25 protein-coding genes, 1 other RNA gene and 1 riboswitch are annotated in these 24,600 nt (G+C 58.7%); of the genes, 13 read left to right on the forward strand and 13 right to left on the reverse strand.

Annotated elements, in window-relative coordinates; all coding sequences use genetic code 11:
• Positions 1-3: 3 nt before the first annotated feature.
• The 5 genes from AC2FPW_RS15260 to AC2FPW_RS15280 form a co-directional block, all read right to left on the reverse strand.
• The gene (locus AC2FPW_RS15260; protein ID WP_480508570.1) at positions 4-1,581 is read right to left on the reverse strand and encodes an ABC transporter ATP-binding protein; all 1,578 of its coding nucleotides are present in this window, start codon (positions 1,579-1,581) and stop codon (positions 4-6) included.
• The gene (locus AC2FPW_RS15265) at positions 1,578-2,684 is read right to left on the reverse strand and encodes an ABC transporter permease (protein ID WP_496814366.1); all 1,107 of its coding nucleotides are present in this window, start codon (positions 2,682-2,684) and stop codon (positions 1,578-1,580) included. Before AC2FPW_RS15265 ends, AC2FPW_RS15260 begins: the two co-directional genes overlap by 4 nt.
• Positions 2,685-3,779 carry a microcin C ABC transporter permease YejB gene (locus tag AC2FPW_RS15270; protein ID WP_267363536.1) on the reverse strand — a complete coding sequence of 365 codons (1,095 nt, stop codon included), beginning with the start codon at positions 3,777-3,779 and terminating at the stop codon, positions 2,685-2,687. It abuts the gene before it with no gap.
• A 1-nt stretch (position 3,780) separates the two neighbouring features.
• Positions 3,781-5,685, reverse strand: coding sequence for an extracellular solute-binding protein (locus tag AC2FPW_RS15275; protein ID WP_496814368.1), 1,905 nt, complete (start codon positions 5,683-5,685; stop codon positions 3,781-3,783).
• A 170-nt stretch (positions 5,686-5,855) separates the two neighbouring features.
• On the reverse strand, positions 5,856-6,368 hold the full coding sequence (locus AC2FPW_RS15280; RefSeq protein ID WP_267363544.1) for a c-type cytochrome: 513 nt from the start codon (positions 6,366-6,368) through the stop codon (positions 5,856-5,858).
• 120 nt (positions 6,369-6,488) lie between these two features.
• Between AC2FPW_RS15280 and AC2FPW_RS15285 the strand changes: the two genes are divergently transcribed.
• Positions 6,489-7,322, forward strand: coding sequence for a prephenate dehydratase (locus tag AC2FPW_RS15285; RefSeq protein ID WP_267363539.1), 834 nt, complete (start codon positions 6,489-6,491; stop codon positions 7,320-7,322).
• A gap of 118 nt (positions 7,323-7,440) precedes the next feature.
• Here the strand turns inward: AC2FPW_RS15285 and AC2FPW_RS15290 are convergent, their stop codons facing one another.
• From AC2FPW_RS15290 to nudC, 3 genes are read right to left on the reverse strand one after another with little or no spacing between them, the layout of a single operon-like run.
• On the reverse strand, positions 7,441-7,956 hold the full coding sequence (locus tag AC2FPW_RS15290; protein ID WP_496814370.1) for a GNAT family N-acetyltransferase: 516 nt from the start codon (positions 7,954-7,956) through the stop codon (positions 7,441-7,443).
• Positions 7,946-8,413, reverse strand: coding sequence for an SRPBCC family protein (locus AC2FPW_RS15295; protein ID WP_267363541.1), 468 nt, complete (start codon positions 8,411-8,413; stop codon positions 7,946-7,948). Before AC2FPW_RS15295 ends, AC2FPW_RS15290 begins: the two co-directional genes overlap by 11 nt.
• A gap of 38 nt (positions 8,414-8,451) precedes the next feature.
• Positions 8,452-9,435, reverse strand: a complete 984-nt coding sequence (gene nudC, locus AC2FPW_RS15300; protein WP_496814372.1) for an NAD(+) diphosphatase — start codon at positions 9,433-9,435, stop codon at positions 8,452-8,454.
• Between the two features lie 183 nt (positions 9,436-9,618).
• On the opposite strand from nudC, the gene AC2FPW_RS15305 reads away from it, so the two are divergent.
• The 3 genes from AC2FPW_RS15305 to rsgA all read left to right on the forward strand — a co-directional run bounded on the left by AC2FPW_RS15305 (position 9,619) and on the right by rsgA (position 12,812).
• Positions 9,619-11,487 carry a bifunctional 2',3'-cyclic-nucleotide 2'-phosphodiesterase/3'-nucleotidase gene (locus AC2FPW_RS15305; protein WP_496814374.1) on the forward strand — a complete coding sequence of 623 codons (1,869 nt, stop codon included), beginning with the start codon at positions 9,619-9,621 and terminating at the stop codon, positions 11,485-11,487.
• Positions 11,488-11,526: 39 nt separating this feature from the next.
• Positions 11,527-11,625: signal recognition particle sRNA small type (gene ffs / locus AC2FPW_RS15310), an RNA gene on the forward strand.
• A 158-nt stretch (positions 11,626-11,783) separates the two neighbouring features.
• Positions 11,784-12,812: a ribosome small subunit-dependent GTPase A gene (gene rsgA, locus AC2FPW_RS15315; protein ID WP_496814376.1), complete on the forward strand. Its 1,029-nt coding sequence runs from the start codon at positions 11,784-11,786 to the stop codon at positions 12,810-12,812.
• A gap of 35 nt (positions 12,813-12,847) precedes the next feature.
• On the opposite strand, the gene AC2FPW_RS15320 is transcribed toward rsgA, so the two are convergent.
• Complete coding sequence (locus AC2FPW_RS15320; RefSeq protein ID WP_496814377.1) at positions 12,848-13,705, reverse strand: alpha/beta hydrolase family protein; 858 nt, start codon at positions 13,703-13,705, stop codon at positions 12,848-12,850.
• 133 nt (positions 13,706-13,838) lie between these two features.
• A riboswitch (cobalamin riboswitch) is annotated at positions 13,839-14,057 on the forward strand.
• 90 nt (positions 14,058-14,147) lie between these two features.
• Here AC2FPW_RS15320 and AC2FPW_RS15325 point away from each other — a divergent pair.
• Entirely contained in the window at positions 14,148-14,555 is a 408-nt protein-coding gene (locus AC2FPW_RS15325; protein ID WP_267366881.1) for a hypothetical protein, read from the forward strand.
• Here AC2FPW_RS15325 and AC2FPW_RS15330 read toward each other — a convergent pair.
• Positions 14,547-15,059 (reverse strand): protein-tyrosine phosphatase family protein, encoded by a 513-nt coding sequence (locus tag AC2FPW_RS15330; RefSeq protein WP_480488864.1) that lies wholly within the window; start codon positions 15,057-15,059, stop codon positions 14,547-14,549. The two genes, AC2FPW_RS15325 and AC2FPW_RS15330, sit on opposite strands and share 9 nt — an antisense overlap.
• 172 nt (positions 15,060-15,231) lie before the next feature.
• Between AC2FPW_RS15330 and AC2FPW_RS15335 the strand changes: the two genes are divergently transcribed.
• The 5 genes from AC2FPW_RS15335 to AC2FPW_RS15355 all read left to right on the forward strand — a co-directional run bounded on the left by AC2FPW_RS15335 (position 15,232) and on the right by AC2FPW_RS15355 (position 19,465).
• Positions 15,232-16,995 carry a DNA polymerase III subunit gamma/tau gene (locus tag AC2FPW_RS15335; RefSeq protein WP_496814379.1) on the forward strand — a complete coding sequence of 588 codons (1,764 nt, stop codon included), beginning with the start codon at positions 15,232-15,234 and terminating at the stop codon, positions 16,993-16,995.
• Positions 16,996-17,185: 190 nt separating this feature from the next.
• Complete coding sequence (locus AC2FPW_RS15340) at positions 17,186-17,539, forward strand: YbaB/EbfC family nucleoid-associated protein (RefSeq protein WP_209507712.1); 354 nt, start codon at positions 17,186-17,188, stop codon at positions 17,537-17,539.
• 61 nt (positions 17,540-17,600) lie between these two features.
• A complete protein-coding gene (recR, locus tag AC2FPW_RS15345) occupies positions 17,601-18,194 on the forward strand; it encodes a recombination mediator RecR (RefSeq protein WP_480588744.1) in 594 nt (197 codons plus the stop codon).
• 81 nt (positions 18,195-18,275) lie between these two features.
• Positions 18,276-18,839: a histidine phosphatase family protein gene (locus tag AC2FPW_RS15350; protein ID WP_496814381.1), complete on the forward strand. Its 564-nt coding sequence runs from the start codon at positions 18,276-18,278 to the stop codon at positions 18,837-18,839.
• Positions 18,840-18,976: 137 nt separating this feature from the next.
• Entirely contained in the window at positions 18,977-19,465 is a 489-nt protein-coding gene (locus AC2FPW_RS15355; RefSeq protein ID WP_496814382.1) for a hypothetical protein, read from the forward strand.
• Here the strand turns inward: AC2FPW_RS15355 and AC2FPW_RS15360 are convergent.
• Entirely contained in the window at positions 19,462-20,091 is a 630-nt protein-coding gene (locus AC2FPW_RS15360; RefSeq protein WP_480488860.1) for a ribonuclease T2 family protein, read from the reverse strand. The two genes, AC2FPW_RS15355 and AC2FPW_RS15360, sit on opposite strands and share 4 nt — an antisense overlap.
• A gap of 130 nt (positions 20,092-20,221) precedes the next feature.
• Between AC2FPW_RS15360 and AC2FPW_RS15365 the strand changes: the two genes are divergently transcribed.
• Together AC2FPW_RS15365 and AC2FPW_RS15370 are read left to right on the forward strand one after the other, a co-directional pair.
• Positions 20,222-20,983, forward strand: a complete 762-nt coding sequence (locus tag AC2FPW_RS15365; protein ID WP_480484669.1) for a DUF1013 domain-containing protein — start codon at positions 20,222-20,224, stop codon at positions 20,981-20,983.
• A 51-nt stretch (positions 20,984-21,034) separates the two neighbouring features.
• A complete protein-coding gene (locus AC2FPW_RS15370) occupies positions 21,035-21,424 on the forward strand; it encodes a hypothetical protein (protein ID WP_267363610.1) in 390 nt (129 codons plus the stop codon).
• Between the two features lie 56 nt (positions 21,425-21,480).
• On the opposite strand, the gene AC2FPW_RS15375 is transcribed toward AC2FPW_RS15370, so the two are convergent.
• Positions 21,481-22,512, reverse strand: coding sequence for a permease (locus tag AC2FPW_RS15375; protein ID WP_496814385.1), 1,032 nt, complete (start codon positions 22,510-22,512; stop codon positions 21,481-21,483).
• Positions 22,505-22,813 carry an ArsR/SmtB family transcription factor gene (locus AC2FPW_RS15380; protein WP_209507696.1) on the reverse strand — a complete coding sequence of 103 codons (309 nt, stop codon included), beginning with the start codon at positions 22,811-22,813 and terminating at the stop codon, positions 22,505-22,507. Before AC2FPW_RS15380 ends, AC2FPW_RS15375 begins: the two co-directional genes overlap by 8 nt.
• A gap of 133 nt (positions 22,814-22,946) precedes the next feature.
• On the opposite strand from AC2FPW_RS15380, the gene pdxR reads away from it, so the two are divergent.
• Positions 22,947-24,407, forward strand: a complete 1,461-nt coding sequence (pdxR, locus tag AC2FPW_RS15385) for a MocR-like pyridoxine biosynthesis transcription factor PdxR (protein ID WP_496814387.1) — start codon at positions 22,947-22,949, stop codon at positions 24,405-24,407.
• Positions 24,408-24,600: the final 193 nt, after the last annotated feature.

Consider the following 24,600-nt stretch of genomic DNA (forward strand, 5'->3'; position numbering starts at 1 on the left):
TTCTCAGCCCGCCGCTGCGATCAATTCGCGGGTATAGTCGGTCTGGGCGTTTTCGAACAAATCCTCGGCCGCGCCCATTTCGACCACATCGCCGTTGCGCATGACGATCACGTTGTGCGACATGGCCCGGACCACTTTCAGGTCATGGCTGATGAACAGATAGGCCAGCCCGTATTTCTGTTGCAGATTGCGCAGCAGATCGACGATCTGAACCTGAACGGTCATATCCAGCGCGCTGGTCGGCTCGTCCAAGACCAGCAGTTTGGGCCGCAGAACCATCGCGCGGGCAATGGCGATGCGCTGACGCTGACCGCCGGAAAACTCGTGCGGGTATCGATCCATCGTTGCCGGATCCAGCCCCACTTCGGTCATCACCTCGGCCACAAGTTCGCGTGGCGCACGGTCCGGGTCGACTTTGTGAATGGCCAGACCTTCCGCAATGATCTGCTGACAGGTCATCCGCGGGCTGAGGCTGCCAAACGGGTCCTGAAACACGATCTGCATGTCCTTGCGCAACCGGCGCAGTTCCCGCGTGGACCATTTGCGCACGTCCTGATCGCGAAAGGTGATGCCACCCTCGGACGCAATCAGCCGCATTATGGCCAGTGCCAGTGTGGTCTTGCCCGACCCGCTTTCGCCAACAATCCCCAACGTCTCACCCGCGCGCACGCTGAGGGTCGCGTCGTTCACCGCTTTCACATATCCAACCGTACGCTTCAGAAACCCGCGCTGGATCGGGAACCAGACCTTGAGGTGGTCGGTGCGTGCGACCTCTTCCGCATCTGTGGCAACGGGTTCAGGCTGACCCGACGGTTCTGCCGCCAGTAGTTTGCGGGTATAGGGGTGCTGCGGGTTTTCGAATATCTCGGCCGTCACGCCGGTCTCGACAATCTCGCCGTCTTTCATCACACAGACCCGGTCGGCGATGCGGCGCACAATGCCCAGATCATGGGTGATAAACAGCATCCCCATGTTTTCCGATTTCTGCAATTCAGCCAGCAGCTCGAGGATCTGCGCCTGAATGGTCACATCCAGTGCCGTTGTCGGCTCATCCGCGATCAGGATGTCCGGTTTGTTGGCAAGGGCCATGGCGATCATCACCCGCTGCCGCTGACCGCCCGACAACTGATGCGGATAGCTGTCCAGCCGGTCTTGAGGATCGCGGATACCGACCTTGGTCAGCAATTCGACAATCCTGTCCCGTGCCACATCACCAGCCACACCCTGATGCAGGGCCAGCGATTCAGCCATCTGTTTCTGGATCGTGTGCAAAGGGTTCAGCGATGTCATCGGCTCTTGAAAGATAAAGCTGATGTCGTTGCCCCGCACATCCATCAGACGTTGTTCCGAGGCGCCAATCATCTCTTGCCCGTCATAGGTGACCGAGCCTTCGACCAACGCGCTGTCGCCCAGCAGGGAAACGGTCGATAACGCCGTCACGGATTTTCCTGATCCGGATTCACCCACCAGCGCGACGGTTTCCCCGCGGTCCACGGTGAAGGACACGCCTTTGACCGCCGCGTTGATCTGCCCATCCTGACGGAACGAGACCTTGAGGTTTTTCACATCCAGCAAGCTCATGAGAAGGTCTTTCTGGGATCAAACGCATCGCGCACGCCTTCGAATATGAAGACCAGCAGCGACAGCATGATGGCAAAGGTGAAGAAGGCGGTGAAGGCCAGCCATGGGGCCTGCAGGTTCTGTTTGGCCTGCAAGGTCAGCTCTCCCAGCGAGGGGGCCGAGGACGGCAGGCCAAAACCCAGATAATCCAGCGAAGCCAGCCCGCCGATGGTTCCGGTGACGATGAACGGCATGAAGGTCAGCGTGGCCACCATCGCATTGGGCAGCATATGGCGGAACATGATCGTCATGTTGCCCACGCCCAGCGCCCGCGCGGCGCGCACATATTCAAGGTTCCGCGCCCGCAAGAACTCGGCGCGCACCACGCCAACCAGCCCGGTCCAGCTGAACAGGATCATCAGCGCGACCAGCAACCAGAAACTTCGCCCCAGCACCGCAAACATGATGATGATGACATAAAGCGACGGGGTTGCCGACCAGATCTCGATGATCCGCTGAAAGATCAGGTCCAGCCACCCACCAAAGAACCCTTGTATGGCGCCCGCGAAAATCCCGATAAGGCTTGCCGCGCCCGTCACAAGCAGCGTGAACAGGATCGAAAGGCGAAAGCCGTAAATCACGCGGGCCAGCACATCGCGCTTGGTATCATCGGTACCCAGCAGGTTCTGGCCGTTGGGCGGCAGGGGCGCCGCGCCGGGCCGGTCCACCGAGGTATTGAAGGAATAAGGGATCAACGGCCAGAGCGACCAGCCGCGTTCAAAACCCTCGGCCTGGAATGTACCGGCGTCGATCTGTTCGATGATGCCTTCGGGATCATCGAAACAGTCTTCCAATCCACCGCTGTCGATCAGGCACTGAACCTCGGGGTCGCGATAGATCGCTTCGGTCTGGAAATCACCGCCAAATTCGGTTTCGGCATAGAATTTGAAAACCGGCGTAAAGTACTCTCCCCGATACTTTACAAGGATGGGTTTGTCGTTGGCGATGAACTCGGCAAACAACGACAGGCCGAACAATACCGCGAAGATGATCAGCGACCAGAAAGCCCGTCTGTTGCGGCGGAAGTTGCTCCAGCGGCGCTGGTTTAGCGGGGACAAAGCCATTTACCCCTCCCGCTTTTCGAAATCGATGCGCGGGTCGACCAGCACATACATCAGGTCGCTGATGATGCCAACGACCAGCCCCATCAGACCGAAGATGAACAGCGTGCCGAAGATCACCGGGTAATCGCGGGCCACGGCGGCCTCGAACCCCAATCGGCCCAGACCATCCAGCGAGAAGATCGTCTCGATGATGATCGACCCGCCAAAAAACACCCCGATGAACACGGCCGGGAACCCTGCAATCACGATCAGCATCGCGTTGCGGAAGACATGACCATAGAGAACCTTGCGCTCGCTCAGCCCTTTGGCGCGGGCTGTCATGACATACTGTTTCTTGATCTCATCCAGAAACGAGTTCTTGGTCAGCAGGGTCAGTGTCGCAAAGGCAGATATCGTCAGCGCAATCGTCGGCAGTGCTATGTGCCAGAAATAATCCGTGATCTTGCCAAAGAAACTCAGGCTATCCCAATTGTCCGACGTCAGGCCGCGCAGCGGGAAGATTTGCCAGTATGACCCGCCAGCAAAAAGCACCAGCAGCAGGATCGCAAACAGAAAGCCTGGAATGGCATACGCCACAATAATCGCCCCGCTTGTCCAGGTATCGAATTGCGATCCATCCTTGACCGCCTTTCGAATACCCAGCGGGATCGAGACCAGATAGGCAATCAGGGTCGACCACAGCCCCAGCGAGATCGAGACCGGCATCTTTTCTAGCACCAGGTCGATCACACTGATCGAGCGGAAATAACTCTCGCCGAAATCAAACGTCAGATAGTTGCCCATCATGATCACGAACCGTTCAAGCGGGGGCTTGTCGAAGCCGAATTCTTTTTCAAGTTCGGCAATAAACTCGGGCGGAAGGCCGCGTGCGCCGACATATTTGTCGTCGAAGACACCGCCCGCCGGTTCGGAACCCGCTCCGGCGTCGCCCCCACCGGCGAACCCGGCGAACACGTCACCCTGACCTTCGATTTGCGCGATGATCTGTTCGACCGGCCCGCCAGGTACGAACTGGACCAGCGTGAAGTTGACGATCATGATACCCAGAAGGGTCGGAATGATCAGCAATAAGCGTCTTAGTATATAGGCGCCCATGTTATCGCAGCGCGCCTTTCGCTTTCAACGCAGCCTGTTTTTCCGGATTGATCCACCACAGATCAAGATAACCCAGCGAATAGGGCGGCAGGTTTTCCGGGTATTCGTACATATCGTAATATGCTGTCCAGTATTCTGCGATGTACCCCACGGGGATTACGAAAAACTCGTACCGCAAGGCGCGGTCCAAAGCCATCAACGCCGTGTCCTGATCGGCCTGATTGTCAGTCTCAAAGGACGCTTCGATGATTGCGTCGACCAAGGGACTGGCCAGACCTGCCGGATTGAACAGGCTAAAGGCCGCTTCTTCCGATCCGTACATCTGGCTCAGACCGCCCCCGGTAGACAAGAACGATCCGTAGCGCGTGGAATAGACCATGTCATAATCCCGCTCGCGGCTGCGCAACGTGTATTGCGCCGGATCCACTTTCTCGGTCGAGGCATCCACCCCGATGGATTGCAGGTTCTGGACATAGGTTTCGATCATCGTTGCAGTCGAGGTCGGCAGGTTTGAAGGATATGGAATATTCACCTTCAAAGTCTGCCCTTCGGCATTGCGACGGATATTGCCTTCGCCGACGGACCAGCCTGCCTCATCCAGCATGTTGGCAGCTTTGCGCAGGTTTTTTCGGTCATTCAGGCGTGCAGGGTTTGATTCGTGCGCCACAACAGCGGGTTCCGTCAGGACATCTTCGGGAACGACGTCGCCAAGCGCCTGCAGGAACGCCAGCTCCGCCCCTTCGGGCAGGCCTTGCGCCTCGATCGGGGTTCCTTGCGTGAAAGAATTCCGCGGCGTGTTCAGGCCGAACAACAATGACTCGTTCGTCCATTCGAAATTGAAGGCCAGGGCCAGGGCCTTGCGGACATTCTTGTCGGCAAATTGCGGCTTTCCAAGGTTGAAGACAAAGCCCGAAGGTGTCGGCGGGCTGCCATCCGCGATCTCATCCCGAATAACTGTGCCTTCATCCAGCTTTGGGAAATCATACCCGGTCGCCCAAAGCTTGGGATCACTTTCGATCCGGAATGTGTATTCACCCGCCTTGAAACCCTCGAAAGCTGCCGTTTGATCGGCGAAATACTCAACCCGGATTGTATCAAAGTTGTTGCGCCCGACATTGAAAGGCAGGTCCTTGCCCCAATAATCGTCCCGGCGTTTGTAAACGATGCGGCGATTGATGTCGTAGCTGTCGAGCTTGTAGGGGCCAGAGCCCACCGCCACTTCCAGCCGCGGTTCATCCAATCGCCGTGTCTCATCCGCCTCGAACCATGCTTTTGAGAAAACAGGAGTTGAGCCGACGGTTTCGATCAGGCTGCGACGCGTGACTTCGGGATTGAAGGTAAATTTTACGGTATGGTCATCCAACGCCTCGGCTCCTGTCACCATACGGCCAACGGCCTGCGCATAAGACGGCAGGCCCTGTTCGATGAACAAACGGTGGCTGTAGACAACATCTTCCGCCGTGACCGGCGTGCCATCCCAAAAAGTTGCTTCGGGGCGCAAATGGAAAATGACGTAATTGCGCCCTTCGTCATATTCCAGACTTTCCGCAACTACACCGTAATACTGCCCGACACTGTCTTCGGCACTTTCAAACAGGCGATCATATTGCAATGTGGTCAGCGCACCGGCGCGCCCTTTGCGTGAATAGGGGTTGAGGGAATCGAACGTTCCCGACGCTGCCAACGAAAGTTCCCCACCTTTGGGGGCATCGGGATTCACATAATTCAGATGCGCATAGTCTTCCGGGTAATCGAGATTTCCGAAATACGAATACCCGTGACTGCGGGTGACCCCCTCATCCAGCGCCTGGGCTGTATGCGGAGCAATCAGCGCGGCACAGAGCCCCAAAATGCCAACCCATGGCCTTACCTTAGGATCACGTGCAGCAGGCATCAGGGATATCATGTGGCTCATCCTCTCGGTCATTGTCACCGTCAATGTCGTAACCGCTAGCTAAAGTGCCAGCACGTGCAGATTCAAGTTTAGAATGCGTGAGCACTTTGTGAAGGTTTCTTCAGACAAAAAAGCCGCTGCGTTGCGGCAGCGGCTTTGAATGGTTCTGATCGCTCAGACAATCAGTTGCCGATTGTCTGCAGATAGGCAATCACGTCGGCGCGATCTTGCGGCTTTTTCAGGCCGGCAAAGCTCATCGATGTGCCCGAGATATAGTTGCCGGGCTTGGTCAGGAAAGCATCCAGTGCTTCGGGTGTCCAGTTGCCGCCATGCGCCTGCATACCGGCCGAGTACCCGGTGAAGCCGTTGGCGGAGGCGACGGGGCGATTAACCACACCGTACAGGTAGGGGCCAGTGCCGTTTGCGCCGTCTTCCAGCTTGTGGCACGCGGTGCATTTGCGGAACACTTTTGCGCCGCTCTCGACGTCTGCGGCGGCCAGCAGGTCTTCGAAGACCACTTCTTCGCCGTTCGCGCTTTCGCCCGAGCTTTCGGTTTCGATAATGTAGGCGGCCTCAGCCGAGCCATGGCCACCGGAAGAATAGAGGACATCCGCCCCCCACTTGGCCAGAAGCAGCACCAGGAATGTGCCGAACAGGCCTGCGGCGGCCTTGGTTACTGTCATCGTGTCGAACATTGATCGCGAGTCCATTTCAGCTGTCTGGGCAGCTGTCTAAGGCTTCCCCTTGCGAGAGGCAAGGTATAGACACCGCGACGAAACGACCAAATCGCGAACTTGTTGCATGGAATCGACCAAATGACCAATCGCATTGCTTTTCAGGGGGAACCCGGCGCCTACAGTCACGAGGCCTGCCGCAACGCTCGGCCAGATATGGAAGCCCTGCCCTGCCGCACTTTCGAGGATGTGATCGAATCGGTCCGCTCGGGTGCTGCGGATCTGGCAATGCTTCCGGTCGAGAACACGACCTATGGGCGGGTGGCCGATATTCACCGGCTGCTACCCCACAGCGGGCTGCATATCATCGATGAGGCCTTTGTCCGGGTTCATATCAACCTTCTTGCCGTGCCGGGTGCAAAACTGGAAGACATAACCGAGGCGCATTCGCATCTGGTACTGCTGCCGCAATGTGCGGGTTTCCTGAAGGAACACGGCATTCGCGGCCGCGTCAGCCCCGATAACGCCCGCGCCGCCCGCGAAGTGGCCGAGGAAGGCAATCCGCATTCAGCCGCGCTGGCCAGCGAGCTGGCCGGTGAGATTTATAACCTGAACGTTCTGGCCCGCCATATCGAGGATAATGACGACAACACGACCCGCTTTCTTGTCATGTCGCGCGAAACGGATTTGTCCCGCCGGGGCGATCACGGGATGATCACCAGCTTTGTGTTTCAGGTGCGCAACATCCCTGCCGCGCTTTACAAAGCGATGGGCGGCTTTGCCACCAACGGGATCAACATGACCAAGCTGGAAAGCTATATGGTCGACGGCTCCTTCACTGCGACGCAGTTTTACGCGGATATTGTCGGGCATCCCGAAGACCGCAACGTGCAGCTGGCCATGGACGAGCTTGAGCATTTCACGACCAATGTCGAGGTTCTGGGCGTCTATCCGGCAGCACATCCGCGTGGATAATCACGGTTCGCGACGGCATTCCTTTGGGTTTGTTTGGATGTTGCCCGTTTTTTCGAAGCTGTTTGCAATGCCGGTGGCTCCCAACGTCCCGCGCCGCTGCGCCTGGAATCGTCGCTCTCTAGCGGTTAATCCGGTAGACCTTTGACACAGACCCATCTTGCGTGCGGTACGTCCGGAAACCCATGGCTTCGTAATAGGCCAGACCTTCGGTATTGCCTGCACCAATTGTTGCATCAATAGCAGGGAGACCATGCGCAAGGGCCGCGTCCAGAGTGTGCGCGAAAAGTGCACGCCCGATCCCAAGCCGGGCGGCTGACGGTCGGATATGGGTTCCAATCACGCCCCACCCCACTGACACGCCGTAGGGGTGGTTTTCGACCGCATATTTCAGGGACTGGAACCCAAGCACGTGACCACTCGGGTCCGTGGCGATTGTACACCGCAATTGATCCGGGTGGCGAATATAGTGCCTTAAGGCAAAATCGACATCGTGGGCTTTGCGCCGCTTGCCAGCCAAGACCAGATCGTGAAGGACGCCAGCGATCCTTTCGGCATCGCTGGCGGATGCGGAATTGAAACTCAGGTGATCCGATCCCATCGCACCTGCTGTGCGATCTCGTGTCTTACCCGCCATGCAGGTGCCTCTGCTCCAACTCGCGCGCGAATTCGCTGAGACGCACCTGGAACTGCTTGCGAAATCTGGATTGCCCCAGTTTCATGGATTGCAACAGCAACCGTGCCGGAAGGGACTTGGCGGCGAGTGACATTTCAACGCTCAGGCGCGTCCGGCGCGGGGACAGGGCCAGAAAATCCACGGTCGTGAACCCGGTGATACCCTTGCTGGCAGCGTCAAATCGCATTTGCGAAGGCCTGTCGAAATCCGTCATCACCACCGACATCTGACGCGGCTTTCCGCGCAGTTTGAACTCCGTATTCCACTCGGTTCCGGCAGTCACCGCCGCGCCACCGCCCAAACGGCGCACATCGATGCCACGGCGCATTGCCATACGCTCGAATCGTTCAAAATCCGACACCATGTCGAACACCGATTGGATGGGGGCCTCGATATCTTCTCGCGCTGAAAACTGCATAATGACCTTTGCTGTTTTTTTGCTGAGCCAATGTTTCCTCAGTCCAGAGTATCTGCAAGCCAGTTCTGAAGCAGAAAATGAGCGATTGCCCCTTTGCGCGCTGGCAATAGCCTAGGATGATCACCGGCAAAGGCCTGCATCATTTCAGATTTGCTGACCCACATCGCCTCTTCTATCTCGACCGGGTCGATCACGATGTCGCGTGACAGCGCCTCACCCGCACATCCAAACATCAATGAGGCCGGGAACGGCCAGGGCTGGCTGGACAGGTACGAAACCGCACCTACCGGCACGCCCGCCTCTTCCATCACTTCGCGGCGCACTGCTGCCTTAAGCGTTTCGCCGGGCTCAACAAATCCCGCCAGCAAGGAGAACATCCCGTCAGGCCAGCCCGGAGACCGGCCCATCAGCACGCTGTCACCATGCGTGATCAACATGATCACAACCGGATCGGTGCGCGGAAAGTGTTGCCCGCCACAGGACAGGCAACTGCGCTGCCATCCCCCTTGCGACACCTCGCTGGCGGCACCGCATCGGGCGCAATAGCGATGCGTTTCATGCCAGCCGATTATTGCCTTAGACGTGGCCGCCAGTTCCGCGTCGCGCGCCGACAGGCGTGTCATGATCCGGCGCAGTTCGGCAAACACGTGGCCTTGCGGTAAATCCGGGTGTTGTTGTTCGGACTTGTCCACGAAGGCGCCCAGACTGGTCAGATCCAGCCCCTCGGCTGTCCATGCGGAAATATCAACGGCAAACACGGGGGCGCTGTCAGCGCTCAGACCCAAAAACACCGGGGATTCAATGACGCCGCCGGGACCATTGCTGATCAGCGGGTGCGTCATCGGGATCATGGCAAGCTGGTCCAGCCCCTCACCCTGTACCAGCAGTTTTCCACGCCACAGCAAGATACAGCGGGCGGCCGGGTTGTGCATCGCCTCGGTCAGCTTGTCCGCATCTCCGCGATACTGCGCCGCCCGATCAAGGCCCGAACCCCCGAAGGTTACCTGCTCTGCGTTTTTCATTGGATTTCCTTTTGATCTTGCGCACAGGGCTGCCACGTCTCGGCCTGTGTTGCAATGGCTATTCAGGGACGGAGAATCCACCACCCTGCCGCTGAAAAGCCGCATGGTGGCCTCGGAAAAATCATCTAGAGTGAATTTTGATGGATTTAATCAATACACACATTCAATAGCAGAATACTCAAAGTGAAGATCCCCTCCTCGACGCAGGTACAGCCCATTGGTGACAGTGGGATAATTCGCATTCTGGCCACAACCGACCTGCATATGAACCTGACCGGTTTTGACTATTACACCGACACGCCAGACCAGACGATTGGATTAACGCGCACTGCCAGCCTGATCCGCGCTGCCCGACAAGAGGCCGAACGCGCGCTGGTGCTGATGTTTGACAACGGGGATTCGTTGCAGGGAACCCCAATGGGCGATTGGGCAGCCAATAGTGGCACCGCCCATCCGATGATGAAAGCGTTCCAAGCCCTGGATTATGACGCAATCGGATTGGGCAACCATGATTTCGGGTTCGGGCTAGCGTCATTGGGCAACATCCTGACGCAAGCCCCCTGTCCGGTCGTTTGCAGCAACCTGTGTCGCACGCGCGGCCCACAGCCCTGGCAGCGACACACCATTCTGGACCGCACTGTATCTTTGAACGGTGAAGACATTCCCGTTCGCATCGGCGTCTTCTCGGTTCTTCCGCCGCAAACGGCCTGTTGGGAGGCGCATAATCTGGATGACGATATCGTCGTCGAGGATATCCTGGTTGCGGCAAAGTCCCTGACGCAGACATTGCGCGACGAGGGGTGTGATATCATCGTCGCGCTTGCTCATTCCGGCCTTGGGGGCACCGAACCGGTGGCGGGGATGGAAAACGCCGTGATACCCTTGGCCGCGATCAAAGGCATCGATGCCATTGTGGCCGGGCACACTCACCTGACACTTCCAGGAGAGGACCATGCCAATACCCCGGTGGTCGATCACCTGACGGAGCTGGTACACGGAACACCCGTTGTCATGCCGGGATCAGCGGGCTCTTACCTGGGGGTTATCGATTTGGCCGTGACCGCCGGGCCGGACGGCAAAGTGCAAATCCGGGATTACCGCGTCGAACTGCGACCGGTTATCAGCAACGGCACAGCCGTCGGGGAAGACAGTGAAATTGCGGGCTTGTGTGAGGTGGCACATCGTATGACCCGTCAATCCGTTGCCGCACCGGTGGCACATATCCCGGATACATTGCACAGCTATTTCAGTTGCTGTGTGCCGGATCGCGGGCTGACCCTTGTAGCTGCGGCGCAAGCCGCCGCACTGCGCCCGTTTTTACAGGGAACAGACCTGGCGGATCTGCCGATTTTGTCGGTTGTTTCGCCTGCCAAATCCGGCGGACGCTCAGGCCCGCGCCATTATACCGAGGTACCCGCCGGAGAAATATGTTTGCGCCATGTCGCGGATCTGCATGTGTTTCCCAACGAGTTGCGTGCAATCCGGATCAGCGGCGCGCATTTGCTGGACTGGTTGGAGATGTCGGCCAGCGTATTCAACCAGTTAAAGCCCGGTTCCGAACCCGAACTGATCAACCCTGAACGGGCCGGGTACAATTTCGACATCGTTTTTGGACTGTCTTATCAGATCGATCCCACGCGGCCGCCTCGTTACGATGCGCAGGGGAAAATGATCCGCCCCGACCAAAAGCGGATCAGCGATCTGACATATGCAGGCCGTCCCGTACGACCGGAGCAGATGTTCGTTATGGCGCTGAACAATTACCGCGCCAGCGGAGGCGGGCATTTTCCGCATGCGACAACGTCTGAGCTGATCAGCCTGCCACCGCTGAGCATCAAGGACCTTGTGCAGGATTACCTGGCGCAGCACCTTCCGCCCCATCCGATCGCCACGCAGCCCTACCCGTTCTCGCTGATGCCGCAACGGGGCGTGACAACAATTCTTCGTACAGGTCCGGGTGCCCTGAAATATCTGGATGAGTTGCACAGGTTCGATCCCGTGTCGCTGGGCGCGGATGGCAGGGGATTTGAACGCATTCGCCTGACGCTCTGATGGGTTGTCTTTTCTCGATGCCTTCCCTATATCCGGACTCGAGAGGTTGGCGCGGGCGAGCGCCTCGCCAACCTGGTCAGGTCCGGAAGGAAGCAGCCACAACGAGCCCCGCTTGGGTCGATGTCCAACCTCTCACTTCGTGAACCACAGCCGCAGGAGGGCTTTATGATTGTAGTGAAAACCCTTCGGGCAGACTGGTTCTGATTCACCGGAATCACCGGACTGCCTGAACACACGACCTGCGGATGCGCGATTGCCATCCGTTGGCATTGCTGTTTCTGAAAACAGGCAGATAAATGTCTTATACGCTTTCGGACCTGGGATGGTCCTCTCACTTTGCCGCGCAACACGCGGCTTTTCTTTCTGACACGCCCTTTCGCGTCGCCTCTGTTCATCGGGACCGTCTGATCGGGCTGAGCCCGGATGGTGAAATCCGTTTGCTGACACCGGATAATCCGACCGGTTCATATGCCGTCGGGGATTGGGTTCTTGCGGACGCCGAATACCGCGTGCGTCACCTTCTGGACCGGCGCAGCCTGCTGCAACGCAGGGCTGCCGGTACAGGTGCCGCAACCCAACTGATTGCCGCCAATGTCGATGTTTTGTTCATCGTCAGCTCGTGCAATGCGGACTTCAACCTTCCCCGGCTGGAACGTTATCTGGCGCTGGCGCATCAGGCCGGATGTTATCCGGTCGTTGTCCTGACGAAAGCTGACCAGTCGGATGACCCCGGCAGTTTCTCGGGACAAGTGCAATCTCTGGACCCTTTTCTGTCGGTGCTGGCGGTCAATGCGCTGGACCCGGCAGATGTCGAAAAGGTTCTGGCGTGGTGCCCCAAAGGCCAGACCGGCGCGCTGGTCGGGTCGTCGGGCGTAGGTAAAACGACGCTCAGCAACGCCATGACGGATCAAAACCTCGCCACGTCTGGAATTCGCGAAGACGACGCACGGGGCAGACACACGACAACGGTGCGCGCGTTGCACAGGATGGGTAACGGTGGCTGGCTGATCGACACGCCGGGAATGCGCGCATTACGTTTGCTGGACGCTCAGGACGGGATCGACAACGTGTTCTCGGACATCACGGAGCTTGGCCAAAGCTGCCGCTTTTCGGATTGTCAGCACGAGACCGAGCCCGGCTGTGCCGTGCAGAACGCAATCGGCGAAGGCGTACTTGACCCGACCCGGCTGGACCGTTGGCGCAAGCTGCGGCGCGAAGATCAGCGAAACTCGGAAACCGTTGCCCAATCGCGGGCGCGGGACAAGGCGTTCGGCAAGATGGTGCGCGGTGTCATGCAGGACAAGAAACTTCGCAAACGGCCATAACTGCAAGGTGTTAGGAAAACCTGCGTCGCGTCTGATCAGGCGATCAGGCGCGGCCAGACCGCTGCATTGCGACGGGCAAATGCTCCGATATGGCCTATTTCCGGCAGTCCGAATTCAGCAGGCTTCAGAAGGTGGCGTCTGGACTCGGGGCCGTACAGGTCGGCAAGGCGCCAAACTGCCTCGGGCGGAGCCATCTGGTCATCTTCGAACGTGAACAGATCCACAGGTGTTCCAGAACTGCCCCAATGCGCATCAGGCAAATTCTGCCCGATCTCGGGAACGTAGCTAAGAGGAGCTGTACACCATTTGCGCCATTGCCAGTAGACCGAGGCGGGCAGGTCCGACCCAAACCCGATTGCTTTGCCGGGCAGATACCCAAGCGCCCGCACCATCAGCGGTGCATGGCCATACCAGAACAGCCCTGCCAACCCCCGATAGGGCCATGGGTGATCTTTCAAAGTCACCAGCCCCGAACACACACCGATCATTCGGTCGATCTGGTCGATATCCGGCTGCACCGGCCCCAGCATCGCACCGACCGAATGGCCGATGGTCCACTGCTGCGCCTTTGGAAACCGCCTGCGCATCTCGGCCCGTGCCGCTGGCATGTCGATCAACGCCCAATCCGCCATTGTCGCGGTTGCGTCTTTCAGGCGGCCGACCAAAGAAAGCCCGTAGTCCCGATAGTCATAGGTCAGGCAAGCTATCCCCCGGTCGGTGGCCAGCCATCGCGCGAAGTGTTGATAATAGTCACGCGGCACACCCGTGGCACTGTTCAGCACGATAACCGTGTCCGACTCACCCACTGGCCGGTACAGCCGCGCCGACAAGGTCACAGACCCGGACGGAAAGCGGAAATCTTCGATCAACACTGTCTGTTCCGTATCCAACATGATCCCCGGCTTTCGCTGAAACAATCGGTTTGCCTGCCTTCGATGCCGACGACACTAGGCCGGAAGGTAAACCGCATCCAGCATGACCAAACGTCCGGCCTAAAGATCGGCTTGACTCGGAACGCGATCAGGCGCTAGCGGTTGTGTGATGGTTTCCGGCCCCCACAAGAGGTCGGGATGAAAAGGGAACACGGTGCGGTTTGTCTGGTCACACAGATATCAACCAAGTCCGCGACTGCCCCCGCAACTGTAAGCGGTAAGCAATGCCGAAATACCACTGGCCCACGGGCTGGGAAGGTCGGCAGAGCAATGACCCGCAAGTCAGGAGACCTGCCATCGGAACTGAAACCGAAACTCGGGCGGGGTGTCCGGGCAGGTCCTGATGGCGAAACGCTGTTCCACCTGCCCTAATATCCAGCCCACCACGCGCGGAGGGCGCAGGATGATCTGGAAGACAAAGTCACACGAATACAGCGCTACAGTGTGCCAGCGGACGGGCAAAACCTGCCCGGCTTTGGCGCGACTGGCCCGCTCGATTTCCGAAGCCATGGCGCAGGCGGTTTCGGCCACCAGCGAGGATTTCGAATTTGAAGGCAACAGCGCGCTGTCACATTGCGCGGAAGGGTGCATGGCAACGATCCGAGCGCGATCCGACAGCGTTCGCGTTTTCTGCGGGGCGCACCCTGATACGGCAATACGGGACCTTGATGCCTATGCCGATTTGATCTTCGGACCTACATTCAGCACGCTGCCCTCGGGCATTGTCGCGAACCCGCCTTGCGCCATGATCGAGGTTTCAACGATCCGGCCCCGGAAAACCGGCTACGCACCCCAGCAGCTGTCAGCTTGATCCCACTTCCACCTGTGCCGGGGTGATCCGGGACGCCCAGGCCAGCTGCGCATCGGTTTCGACAGCGCAGGGGCGCACGGCCCGCAGGCGGTCCAGTGCGTCGCTGGCGCGTTCACCGCATTCAACCATCAGTCGCAGAACAATCATCCCGGATCTGCCGCACCCCCCACGGCAATGCACAAGAACCCGGCCACCGCCCGACAGCGCATGTCGGGCCGTGGCGCTGACCTCTGGCCAGGCCTTCTGAACCGCCTGCGTCGGTGCTCCAAAATCTTCGATCGGCAGGTGAACCCACCGGCTGGCACGGCTTTGGATGTCGCTGCCAAAGTGCTGCGCGCCATCCTGAAGCATTTCAACATCCGTCGTCATTGAAATCACAAGGCCCGGTTTCCAAGCAGCAATCATATCCAGATCGCCGACGTAATCCCCGCCACGCCCGGGCATTGAAGTAAGGGCAAGCGTTCCGCCTCCGACCTGCAGAGCAAAAATGACCAGCTGCGACATGAAGTGCGTCCTCCCCCAAGGTACTCTTTAAGAAATGAGTCATTAAATCCGCTGGACCAGTTTAGTTGGAAACCAGCCCGTTTCTGAAACAAAAAATCATCGCGCCCCACAGTGGACGCGGACTGCCGCCGCCACTACGCTGTGCCGAAGCACCGAATCCGAGCGAGAAGACATGACAGACACGCCCAGCCCCGCCTATCAGGTTCTCGCCCGCAAATACCGCCCGGAAACCTTTGCCGACCTGGTGGGTCAAGATGCTATGGTGCGCACCCTAAAAAACGCCTTCGAGGCCGACCGGATTGCGCAGGCCTTTATCATGACCGGCATTCGCGGAACGGGAAAAACCACCACGGCGCGGATCATCGCCAAGGGCATGAACTGCATCGGACCGGATGGAACCGGAGGGCCGACAACCGAGCCTTGCGGTCAGTGCGAGCATTGCGTCGCAATCATGGAGGGACGCCATGTCGATGTGATGGAAATGGATGCGGCCAGCCGTACCGGCGTCAACGATATCCGCGAGATCATCGACAGTGTCCGCTATCGCGCCGCCAGCGCGCGCTACAAGATCTACATCATCGACGAGGTTCACATGCTCTCGACCAGCGCATTCAACGCGCTGCTCAAGACGCTCGAGGAACCGCCCGCACATGTGAAATTCATCTTCGCGACCACCGAGATTCGCAAAGTGCCGGTCACGGTTCTGTCGCGGTGTCAGCGCTTTGACCTGCGCCGGATCGAGCCCGAAGACATGATCGGCCTGCTGCGCAAGATCGCCGGGGCCGAGAGCGCGCAGATCGCCGACGATGCGCTGGCGTTGATCACCCGCGCTGCAGAAGGGTCGGCCCGCGACGCGACCTCATTGCTGGATCAGGCAATCTCGCACGGAGCCGGAGAGACGACGGCAGATCAGGTCCGTGCGATGCTGGGTCTGGCGGATCGTGGTCGGGTTCTGGACCTGATGGACATGATCCTGCGCGGTGACGCGGCAGGGGCGCTCACTGAACTGAGCGGTCAATATGCGGAAGGTGCAGATCCTCTGGCCGTGCTGCGCGATCTGGCCGAAATCACGCATTGGGTGTCCGTCGTAAAGATCACACCCGACGCGGCCGAAGACCCGACAGTTTCCCCCGACGAACGCACACGGGGCCAGCACATGGCCGAGGCCTTGCCGATGCGGGTTCTGACCCGGATGTGGCAGATGCTGCTGAAGGCGCTGGAGGAAGTCTCTGCCGCGCCCAACGCGATGATGGCCGCCGAAATGGCTGTTATCCGACTGACGCATGTCGCCGATTTGCCCAGCCCCGAAGAGCTGATCAAACGGCTGCAAGACGCCCCACCTTCGCCACCCGGCGGGCCGGGCGGGGGCATGTCACCGTCCCGGCAGGCCCCGGTGGCAACGCAATCCAACGCGACCCCGCCGCCTGCCTATACATCGTCCCCGCGCGGAGCGGGTGGCGCACCGGTTGCCGCACTGGCGCAGGATGCACAGACGGCCCTGGCCCGCTATCCAACCTTCGGGCATGTGGTGGAACTGATCCGCACGAACCGCGATGTGAAACTGCTTGTCGAGGTGGAAAGCGGCGTGCGCCTTGTGTCATACCAGCCTGGCCGGATCGAATTCACCCCGACGCCTCAGGCACCGTCGGATCTGGCGTCGCGATTGGGCTCTGCCCTGCAACGCTGGACCGGCAATCGGTGGGCCGTCTCCATTGTCTCGGACGGGGATGCCGCGACCATCGCGGAAGTGCGGGACCGGGCCGAACTGGCCCTGAAAGCCGAGGCCGAAGAACACCCGCTGGTTCAGGCCGTGCTGACGCAATTCCCCAAGGCAAAGATCATTAGGATCGAAACACCGGAACAGCGCGCCGCCAAGGTTGAGACCGAGGCCCTTCCCGAAGTCGAAGAGGAATGGGACCCGTTCGAAGAGGACTAGCCCCTGAGCCCGCGGGTCCAAGTTTCAAGAAACCGGCATACTCCCCCCCTTCCACGATGCACCTGAGGGAGGGAATGCGGGCACATAAATGATCGGTCCGCGACGCTCTGATCTGGACAGGCGGGAGACCTCTTGTGCCACCTGCCTGCGGTCCGTATTTAGAACCAAACAGAAACACAGGAGACGACTGATGCTGAAAGGACTCGGCGGGCTTGGCGGACTGGGCGACATGGCCAAGATGATGAAATCCGCACAAGACCTGCAAACCAAGATGACCGAAATGCAGGAAGAGCTGAACAACATGATGGTTGTCGGCGAATCCGGTGCAGGGCTGGTCAAGGCAACGGCCACAGCCAAGGGTGAACTCAAGGGGCTGGACATTGATCCGTCGATCTTCAACGGCGACGACAAGGAAGTGGTCGAAGACCTGATCCTGGCCGCAATCAAGGACGCTCAGGCCAAAGCCGCCGAACGTTCACAGGAAGAGATGGGCAAGCTGACCGAAAGCATGGGCCTGCCCAAAGACATCAAGCTACCGTTCTGAGCTTCATCTTTTCCCAAATACTCCCGCCGGAGGCTCCCTCCGGCGCAAAGCAGGACAGGCCATGGGCACGAACAGCGAAATCGACAATCTGATCGACCTGATGGCCAAACTGCCGGGGTTGGGCCCGCGCTCGGCCCGCCGCGCGGTGCTGCACCTGATCCGCAAACGCGCTCTGCTGCTGACGCCCCTGTCAGACGCCATGCAGCAAGTGGCCGTCACCGCCCGCGAATGCCTGAATTGCGGCAATGTGGGCACCACGGATATCTGTGACATATGCAATAGCGAGGCCCGAGCGACCGGCGAACTCTGCGTGGTCGAAGACGTCGCCGACCTCTGGGCGATGGAGCGGTCAGGGGTCTTCAAGGGCCGCTATCACGTGCTGGGAGGCACACTGTCTGCACTGGACGGGGTCGGCCCGGACGAGCTGCGCATTCCCCGCCTCAGGGATCGAGTCCTAGCCGAGGGGATCACCGAAGTGATCCTTGCCCTGAACGCCACCGTCGACGGCCAGACCACCGCCCATTACATCGCGGATCAGCTGGAAGGCCAGGTGCGCCTGACCTCACTGGCGCAAGGCGTGCCCATCGGCGGAGAGTTGGATTATCTGGATGACGGAACGATCACGGCGGCGCTCAGGGCGCGAAAGGAACTTTAGGTCAGCATCTGTAAATCAACGACCTTAATAAAAAGTCAGCAGGAACGGCATCTCCAACGGTATTCAATTCAGGTACACATCTTGAACAAGTATCCAGATCTTTTTGTACTGCGACATGGCGAAACCGAATGGAACACACTGGGGAGGTTCCAAGGGCGCAAGAATTCCCCGTTGACGGAAATCGGCAAGTCTCAGGCCCTGAAGCAAAATGAGATACTCAGGCGAATACCGAATGCACCGTCGCGCGTTTTTGTCAGCCCGCAAGAGAGAGCAATGCATACCGCCCGCTTGGCAACAACGCCTCATCATGAGTTGATACATGATGAACGGCTTATGGAAATCGCGTTTGGGCAATGGGAAGGCGCAACGCGTGAATTCATCCGAGAGCAAATCGATTGTTCCTATGAAAGCTATCATTGGTTCTTCCGCAGCCCGGGTGGAGAAAGCTTCGATGATATCTGCGGTAGAGTAGACTCATTTCTGAAGGAACAAGATGAACCTGCGATCATAGTAACCCACGGCGTCACGTCTTTGGTGCTAAGAGGGCTTTGGTTGGGTCTCGATCTGGACAAGTTGCTACAGCTACCCCGAACTCAGGGTTGCGTGTTTCATCTTTCAAACGGAGTTGAAACCATAGTGACCTGAACAAATTGTTTGGGTTCGGAACTCATGCTGTACTCATCATCGTTGTCAGAACAGTCTCGTTGATAAAAAAGCGACTTTGGATGACCATGGAACTACTCTAAGGATAGGTAAATTCAGCGATTATTTTGGAGCCGCCTATGACCCGCCTTCTCGCCTTCACCCTCGCCGCCTTCACCGCAACCGCTGCCCTGTCGCAGGACCTTGTGGACAAGGGCTTCGTCGAAGGCTGGAACATCATGATGGACCCCGCGCTTGGGAACGGGTGTCTGATCCAGACGGTGTATCAGGATCTCTCGGTGGTCAGGCTGGGTTACGACGCGTTGGGCAATCGCGGGTATTTCGCCGTGTACAACAAAGCCTGGGGCGACATTAAGCAAGGTGAGAGCTATCCCATCCGGTTCGAACTGGACGGCAAGAGCTTTGATGCCACCGCTATCGGGTTCAATGAACGCAAAGTGCCCGGTGCGACGGTGTTTTTTACCGACAGGAGTTTCGTCACCGCGATTGCCCAGAACAAGACGATGACGGTTTACAATACCGCAGGCGAGGTGGTGATGGCGATTGATCTGAAAGGCACCGCCAAGGCGCTGGACTATGCGCGGGACTGCCAGAACAAAAAGCTTTAACGAATCGGATCGAACAGCGCGTCCTTGGCGGTGCAGTCGCGGATCACATCGCGGCCGCATGGCACCGGATCAAGGTCGCGCGACAGGCATAGGCGGACCTCTTCGATATAGCCCTGTTTGCAGGTGACCGTGATCATATCGCGCTCCAGCTCCGGATTGGCTTTCAAAAACGCATCCTCGACCACCGAAGCCGGCAGTTTGACGGATGCGTCCAGTTTGCGGAAGACCTGCGGGCGTTCGACAGCATCATAGGCACGCCGGGACAGGGCGAAATAGTCGGGCGCAGATAGCCCCGAACAGGTGCCGTGTTTCTTCCACTGATGCCATGCAAGGCCCGCACTACCCTGAATATCTTCCATTTCCCGCGTCATGCGGCGCGTTGGCGGCGCCTCGGGCGAGCGGCAGAAGGATGGCCAGCCCTGATGAAATTGCGGCCAGAGCCCGTGCAGGATCCATCCGTGGTCGTGCCGGTCGTCGCATTGGTCTGACCCGCGCGCGTCCCCTTCACGGGCGCACCAATTGGGCGACCAGCTAAGCGACAGGACGTAATAGTCGAACTCACCTGCTTTTTCACCTTCGGCCAGCGCTGTCATCGCGCTGAAGACCCACAATACGACCCAGCGCATTCGCCTCTTCCCTTCTTGCTGCGTGGCGACTATATACGGGCCAAGTTCCCCGACAACGGAAACCTGCCCCAAGACCAAGGGGCCGCCGAATTCCGGCGACGGGAAAGATGTATGTATAGGAGACGGGCTGATGGCAAAACCGCTTATGGCCAAGGCAACCGCCGTATGGCTGGTGGACAACACCACGATCAGCTTTAAGCAGATCGCGGATTTCGTAGGAATGCACGAACTGGAAGTGCAGGGCATCGCCGATGGCGATGTGGCCGCAGGCGTAAAGGGCTTTGACCCGATCGCAAACAACCAGCTGACACAGGATGAGATCGACGCCGCGCAGAACAACCCGCTGCACAAGCTGAAGCTCAAGTTCAATCCGGCGGCATCCGGCGAAGAAAAGCGCCGTGGCCCGCGGTATACCCCGCTGTCCAAGCGTCAGGACCGTCCGAACTCGATCCTGTGGCTGGTCAAGTTCCACCCCGAACTCAGCGACGGCCAGATCGCCAAGCTGGTTGGCACCACCAAGCCGACCATCCAGTCGATCCGCGAGCGCACGCACTGGAACATCTCAAACATGCAGCCGATCGACCCGGTTGCTTTGGGCCTGTGCAAACAGTCCGAACTGGATGCGATCGTGCAGAAGGCCGCTGCCAAGAAAGCAGCCGAAGGCGGCGTGATGAGCGATGACGAGCGTCGCAAGCTGGTTTCGACCGAGCAATCGCTGGAAATGGACGCTGCGCCGAAAATCCCGACCGCGATCGAAGGTCTGGAAACCTTCTCGCTGTCCGATGATCGGTCGGATGAAAAAGACGACGAGCCTATCATCGACGCCGACAGTTTCTTCAACCTGCCCAAAGGCGGGGCGGATGATGAAGACGAGGATGATCCTCGTCTGTAACAGACAATCAGCCCCGGTCGGAACGGCTGGGGCTTTTTTGACGGACTTGTCATGCTGAGCATTCTTTCTGCGATTTTCGGCCCGCACCGCGCCGTAACGATCTACGCCTTTCTCAGGACATGGGGGCTGGGTCTGGCGGGTGGTGTTGTCATGATCGCCATCGTCACCACCTTGTTTCTGCTGGGGGACGAAGGCGAACACGAACACGAGGCTTTCCTGATCGTACCGGTTCTGTCCGCAACCCCGGTGAACGGGGACCTGAAGAACGGCGTCGTAGCCTCGGTTCGCCTGCCCGATGGATCGGCCACGTCGATTACGTCGACCGAGTCGCAGATTTCACAAACCGTTGGAACGACGGCCTGCGTGGAAAAACGCATCTACGTCAAAAGCGGCGAAGCCCGGTATCGGTTCAAACTGCCCCGTCTCTGCGAATCCGGTTGATCGAAATTTCAGACAAAACAAGGCCGCCCGATGCTGACACCGGGCGGCTTTTTCGTTCATACCACCTGAAAGATGATGCCTGCGATTATTGCGCCCCCCACACCAAGGCTCAGGTAAGTCGCAAACACGCGCGGTTTGACCAATGACCAGACTGCGGCCATCGCCGGTATGGAACTGACGGCACCCGCAACCATGAACGACATCGCAGCCCCCGCGGTCATGCCCTGATCGATCAGACCCGCCAGCAGCGGTGGCGCGACGTAAGAGTTCAGATAGGCCGGCATCCCCACCAGCGCGGCAACGATGATCGGCAGCACGCCTTCTCCGCCAACGACGCCAGCGATCAGGTCCGCAGGCACATAGTTGACCAACAAAGCTTCGAGCACATAGGCCAGTGCCAGCCACTTCAGCAGGAACAGCCCGTTGTGTACGAATTCCGAACGAAACCGAACGCGACGCTCGGGCTCGTGCCAGAACTTCCAGACCGGCTTGTCATCCGCTTTCGGACCACATCCGCAACACCCGGCAGGTTTGTATTCGCGCAAGGGCTGGGCAAATGCCCCCTGCCGCATCAGTAAACGAACCGCGAACCCGCCGAACAGGCCAAGCGCAACGGCGGCAACCGCCTTACCGATGGCAAAGGGCCATCCCAGCGCGGCAGCCGTAATCAAAAGCGTCGGCGGGTCGATCAATGGTGAGCTGAGCCAGAACGCCATCACGGCCGACAGCGGCGCTCCGAGTGCAAGCAAGCCCGCAATAAAGGGAATGACTTCGCAAGAACAAAACGGTGCGAGGCCGCCGAACAGGGCGGCCAGAAAGATCATCCGGGTTTCGCGCCCTTCAAAAGCGCGCACCACCATCACCTCGGCCCCGGTTGCCTTGAGATATGACAACAGAAGCACAGCAAACAGGATGTATTGTCCTGTATGCGCCAAGGCCCTGACTGCAAAACTCGCAACCTCACGCAGGTTGCCGGGGTCGAGAACGGCCACCGCCACAAGAATGACCATGATCAATGCCCAGGGTGTCTTGATCATCTCAAGCGCACCTTTGGCGGTCAGTCGGGGCGATTGCGTCAATTCAGCCATCGTTGGCCGCCTTTCCAACCGCGTCAGCGCAGCATTCGCTAAGAATGAACTGCGCCAGCGTCTTCAATTCGTCATAACAGGCCCGGTTGATCGTGGTGCGACCGATCTTTTCCTGCTCAACCACACCTCCGGCTGCAAGAAACCGCAGGTGGTGCGCCAAAGTCGACGGGGCAATCCCCGTCCGGTTCTGGATTTCGCCAACGGTCAGACCGGCCTCACCAGCCCGTACCAGAGTTTTTAGGACTTTCAGCCGGGCTTCCGAACCCATGGCGGAAAATCCGGCAGCAGCAGTTTCCCACATGAGTTGCCTCCATTAAACTAGATTTCTAGTTTTGTAGTTTCACAAAGGACCCCGGTCAACCCACCTTGGGAAAATTTTCCATGGCACTGTAAGTCCAGATTGCCCCTGCCTTAAGTCCAACCTATAAGCAGGCATGGGGATATCGGTCGAAACATTCTTTCTTGAGCTCAACGGTCAGGGCACGTTGCAGGCCCAGATCCAGCAGATGATTGCCGAGGGCATTCTGTCCGGTCGCTTTCACGTGGGGGAAAAACTGCCATCCTCGCGAAAGCTGGCCGCACATCTGGGCGTCAGCCGCATCACGGTGACGCTGGCCTATACCGAGTTGCTGGCCAATGATTATCTGATGGCAAAGGGTCGGTCAGGATATTACGTCTCGCAAAACGCACCGGTTCCGCCCAAATACTCGCCCGTGCAGCGCGGCACGGAATCTGTCGACTGGGACAGGGCATTGGCGCGCCGCTTTCTGGACAGCGACGTCCTGCCGAAACCCAGCAATTGGCGCGAATACCGCTATCCGTTCATCTACGGTCAGGCCGACCGAACCCTGTTTGATCACGCCAACTGGAGATTATGCGCGGTTCGCGCATTGGGGCACAAAGACTTCGATTCGCTGACAGGGGATTACGTGGATCAGGATGATCCGTTGCTAATCGAATTCATCGCGCGCCACACCCTGCCGCGCCGTGGTATCGTCGCCCGCCCCGAAGAGATCTTGATCACCCTGGGCGCGCAGAACGCGCTTTGGCTGGCCTCACGCATCTTGCTGACACACAAACGCACAGCTGTAATCGAAGATCCCTGCTACTACGCGCTGCGAAGCCTTTTGAACCACTGGGACTGCGCTGTGACCCCCCTGAGCGTCGATCGCGACGGCTTGCCACCCGAAGCGATCCCCGACGAAGCGGATGTCATCTTTACCACCCCCAGCCATCAAAGCCCGACAACCGCGACGATGCCGATCGACCGCCGCAACAAGCTACTGGATCGGGCACGCGATCTGGATGCAATGGTTGTCGAGGACGACTATGAATTCGAAATGGCCTTTCGCAGCGCACCTTCGCCTGCACTCAAGTCCATGGATCGGGATGGGCGCGTGATTTACGTCGGCAGTTTTTCCAAGTCGCTGTTTCCGGGATTGAGGCTTGGATACATGGTCGGATCCGAGCCTTTCATCCGCGAAGCTCGTGCTCTTCGCTCGTTGGTCCTGCGCCACCCTCCGGGTCATATTCAGCGCACGGCAGCGTATTTTCTGTCATTGGGCCATTACGACGCGCAGATCCGACGTATGTCGAAAGCCCTGCAAGAGCGGCGCGATGCGATGGACAAAGCCATCGAAGAAAGCGGGCTCACAGTGGCTGGACGGGGCGTAATGGGCGGCTCATCAATGTGGATGTCGGCCCCCGAGCACGTCAACACAACGCAGCTTGCGCTAAAGCTGCAGAACCAGGGTGTTCATATCGAACCGGGTGCTCCGTTTTTCTCGGGGCCCGACAGGCCGCAGAATTTCTACCGCCTCGGGTACTCTTCAATTTCGACCAACCGCATAGGCCCCGGCGTCGAACTGATCGCGGATGCCATCCGGTCTGCCTGAGATCGCACTGGACATATTCCGCAGACGCGTCTGGCCCTAACGCAGGTCGCACCCTTACGCCAAAACCATATCAACCCCCGGGTCCCGGTACCCGGTTTTCTCACTCTTGCTTGGAGAACACCCCTATGAAGATGACGACGGAAGAGGCCTTTGTTAAGGTTTTGCAGATGCATGGTATTGAACATGCGTTTGG

The organism is Ruegeria sp. SATB027 (assembly GCF_059613825.1).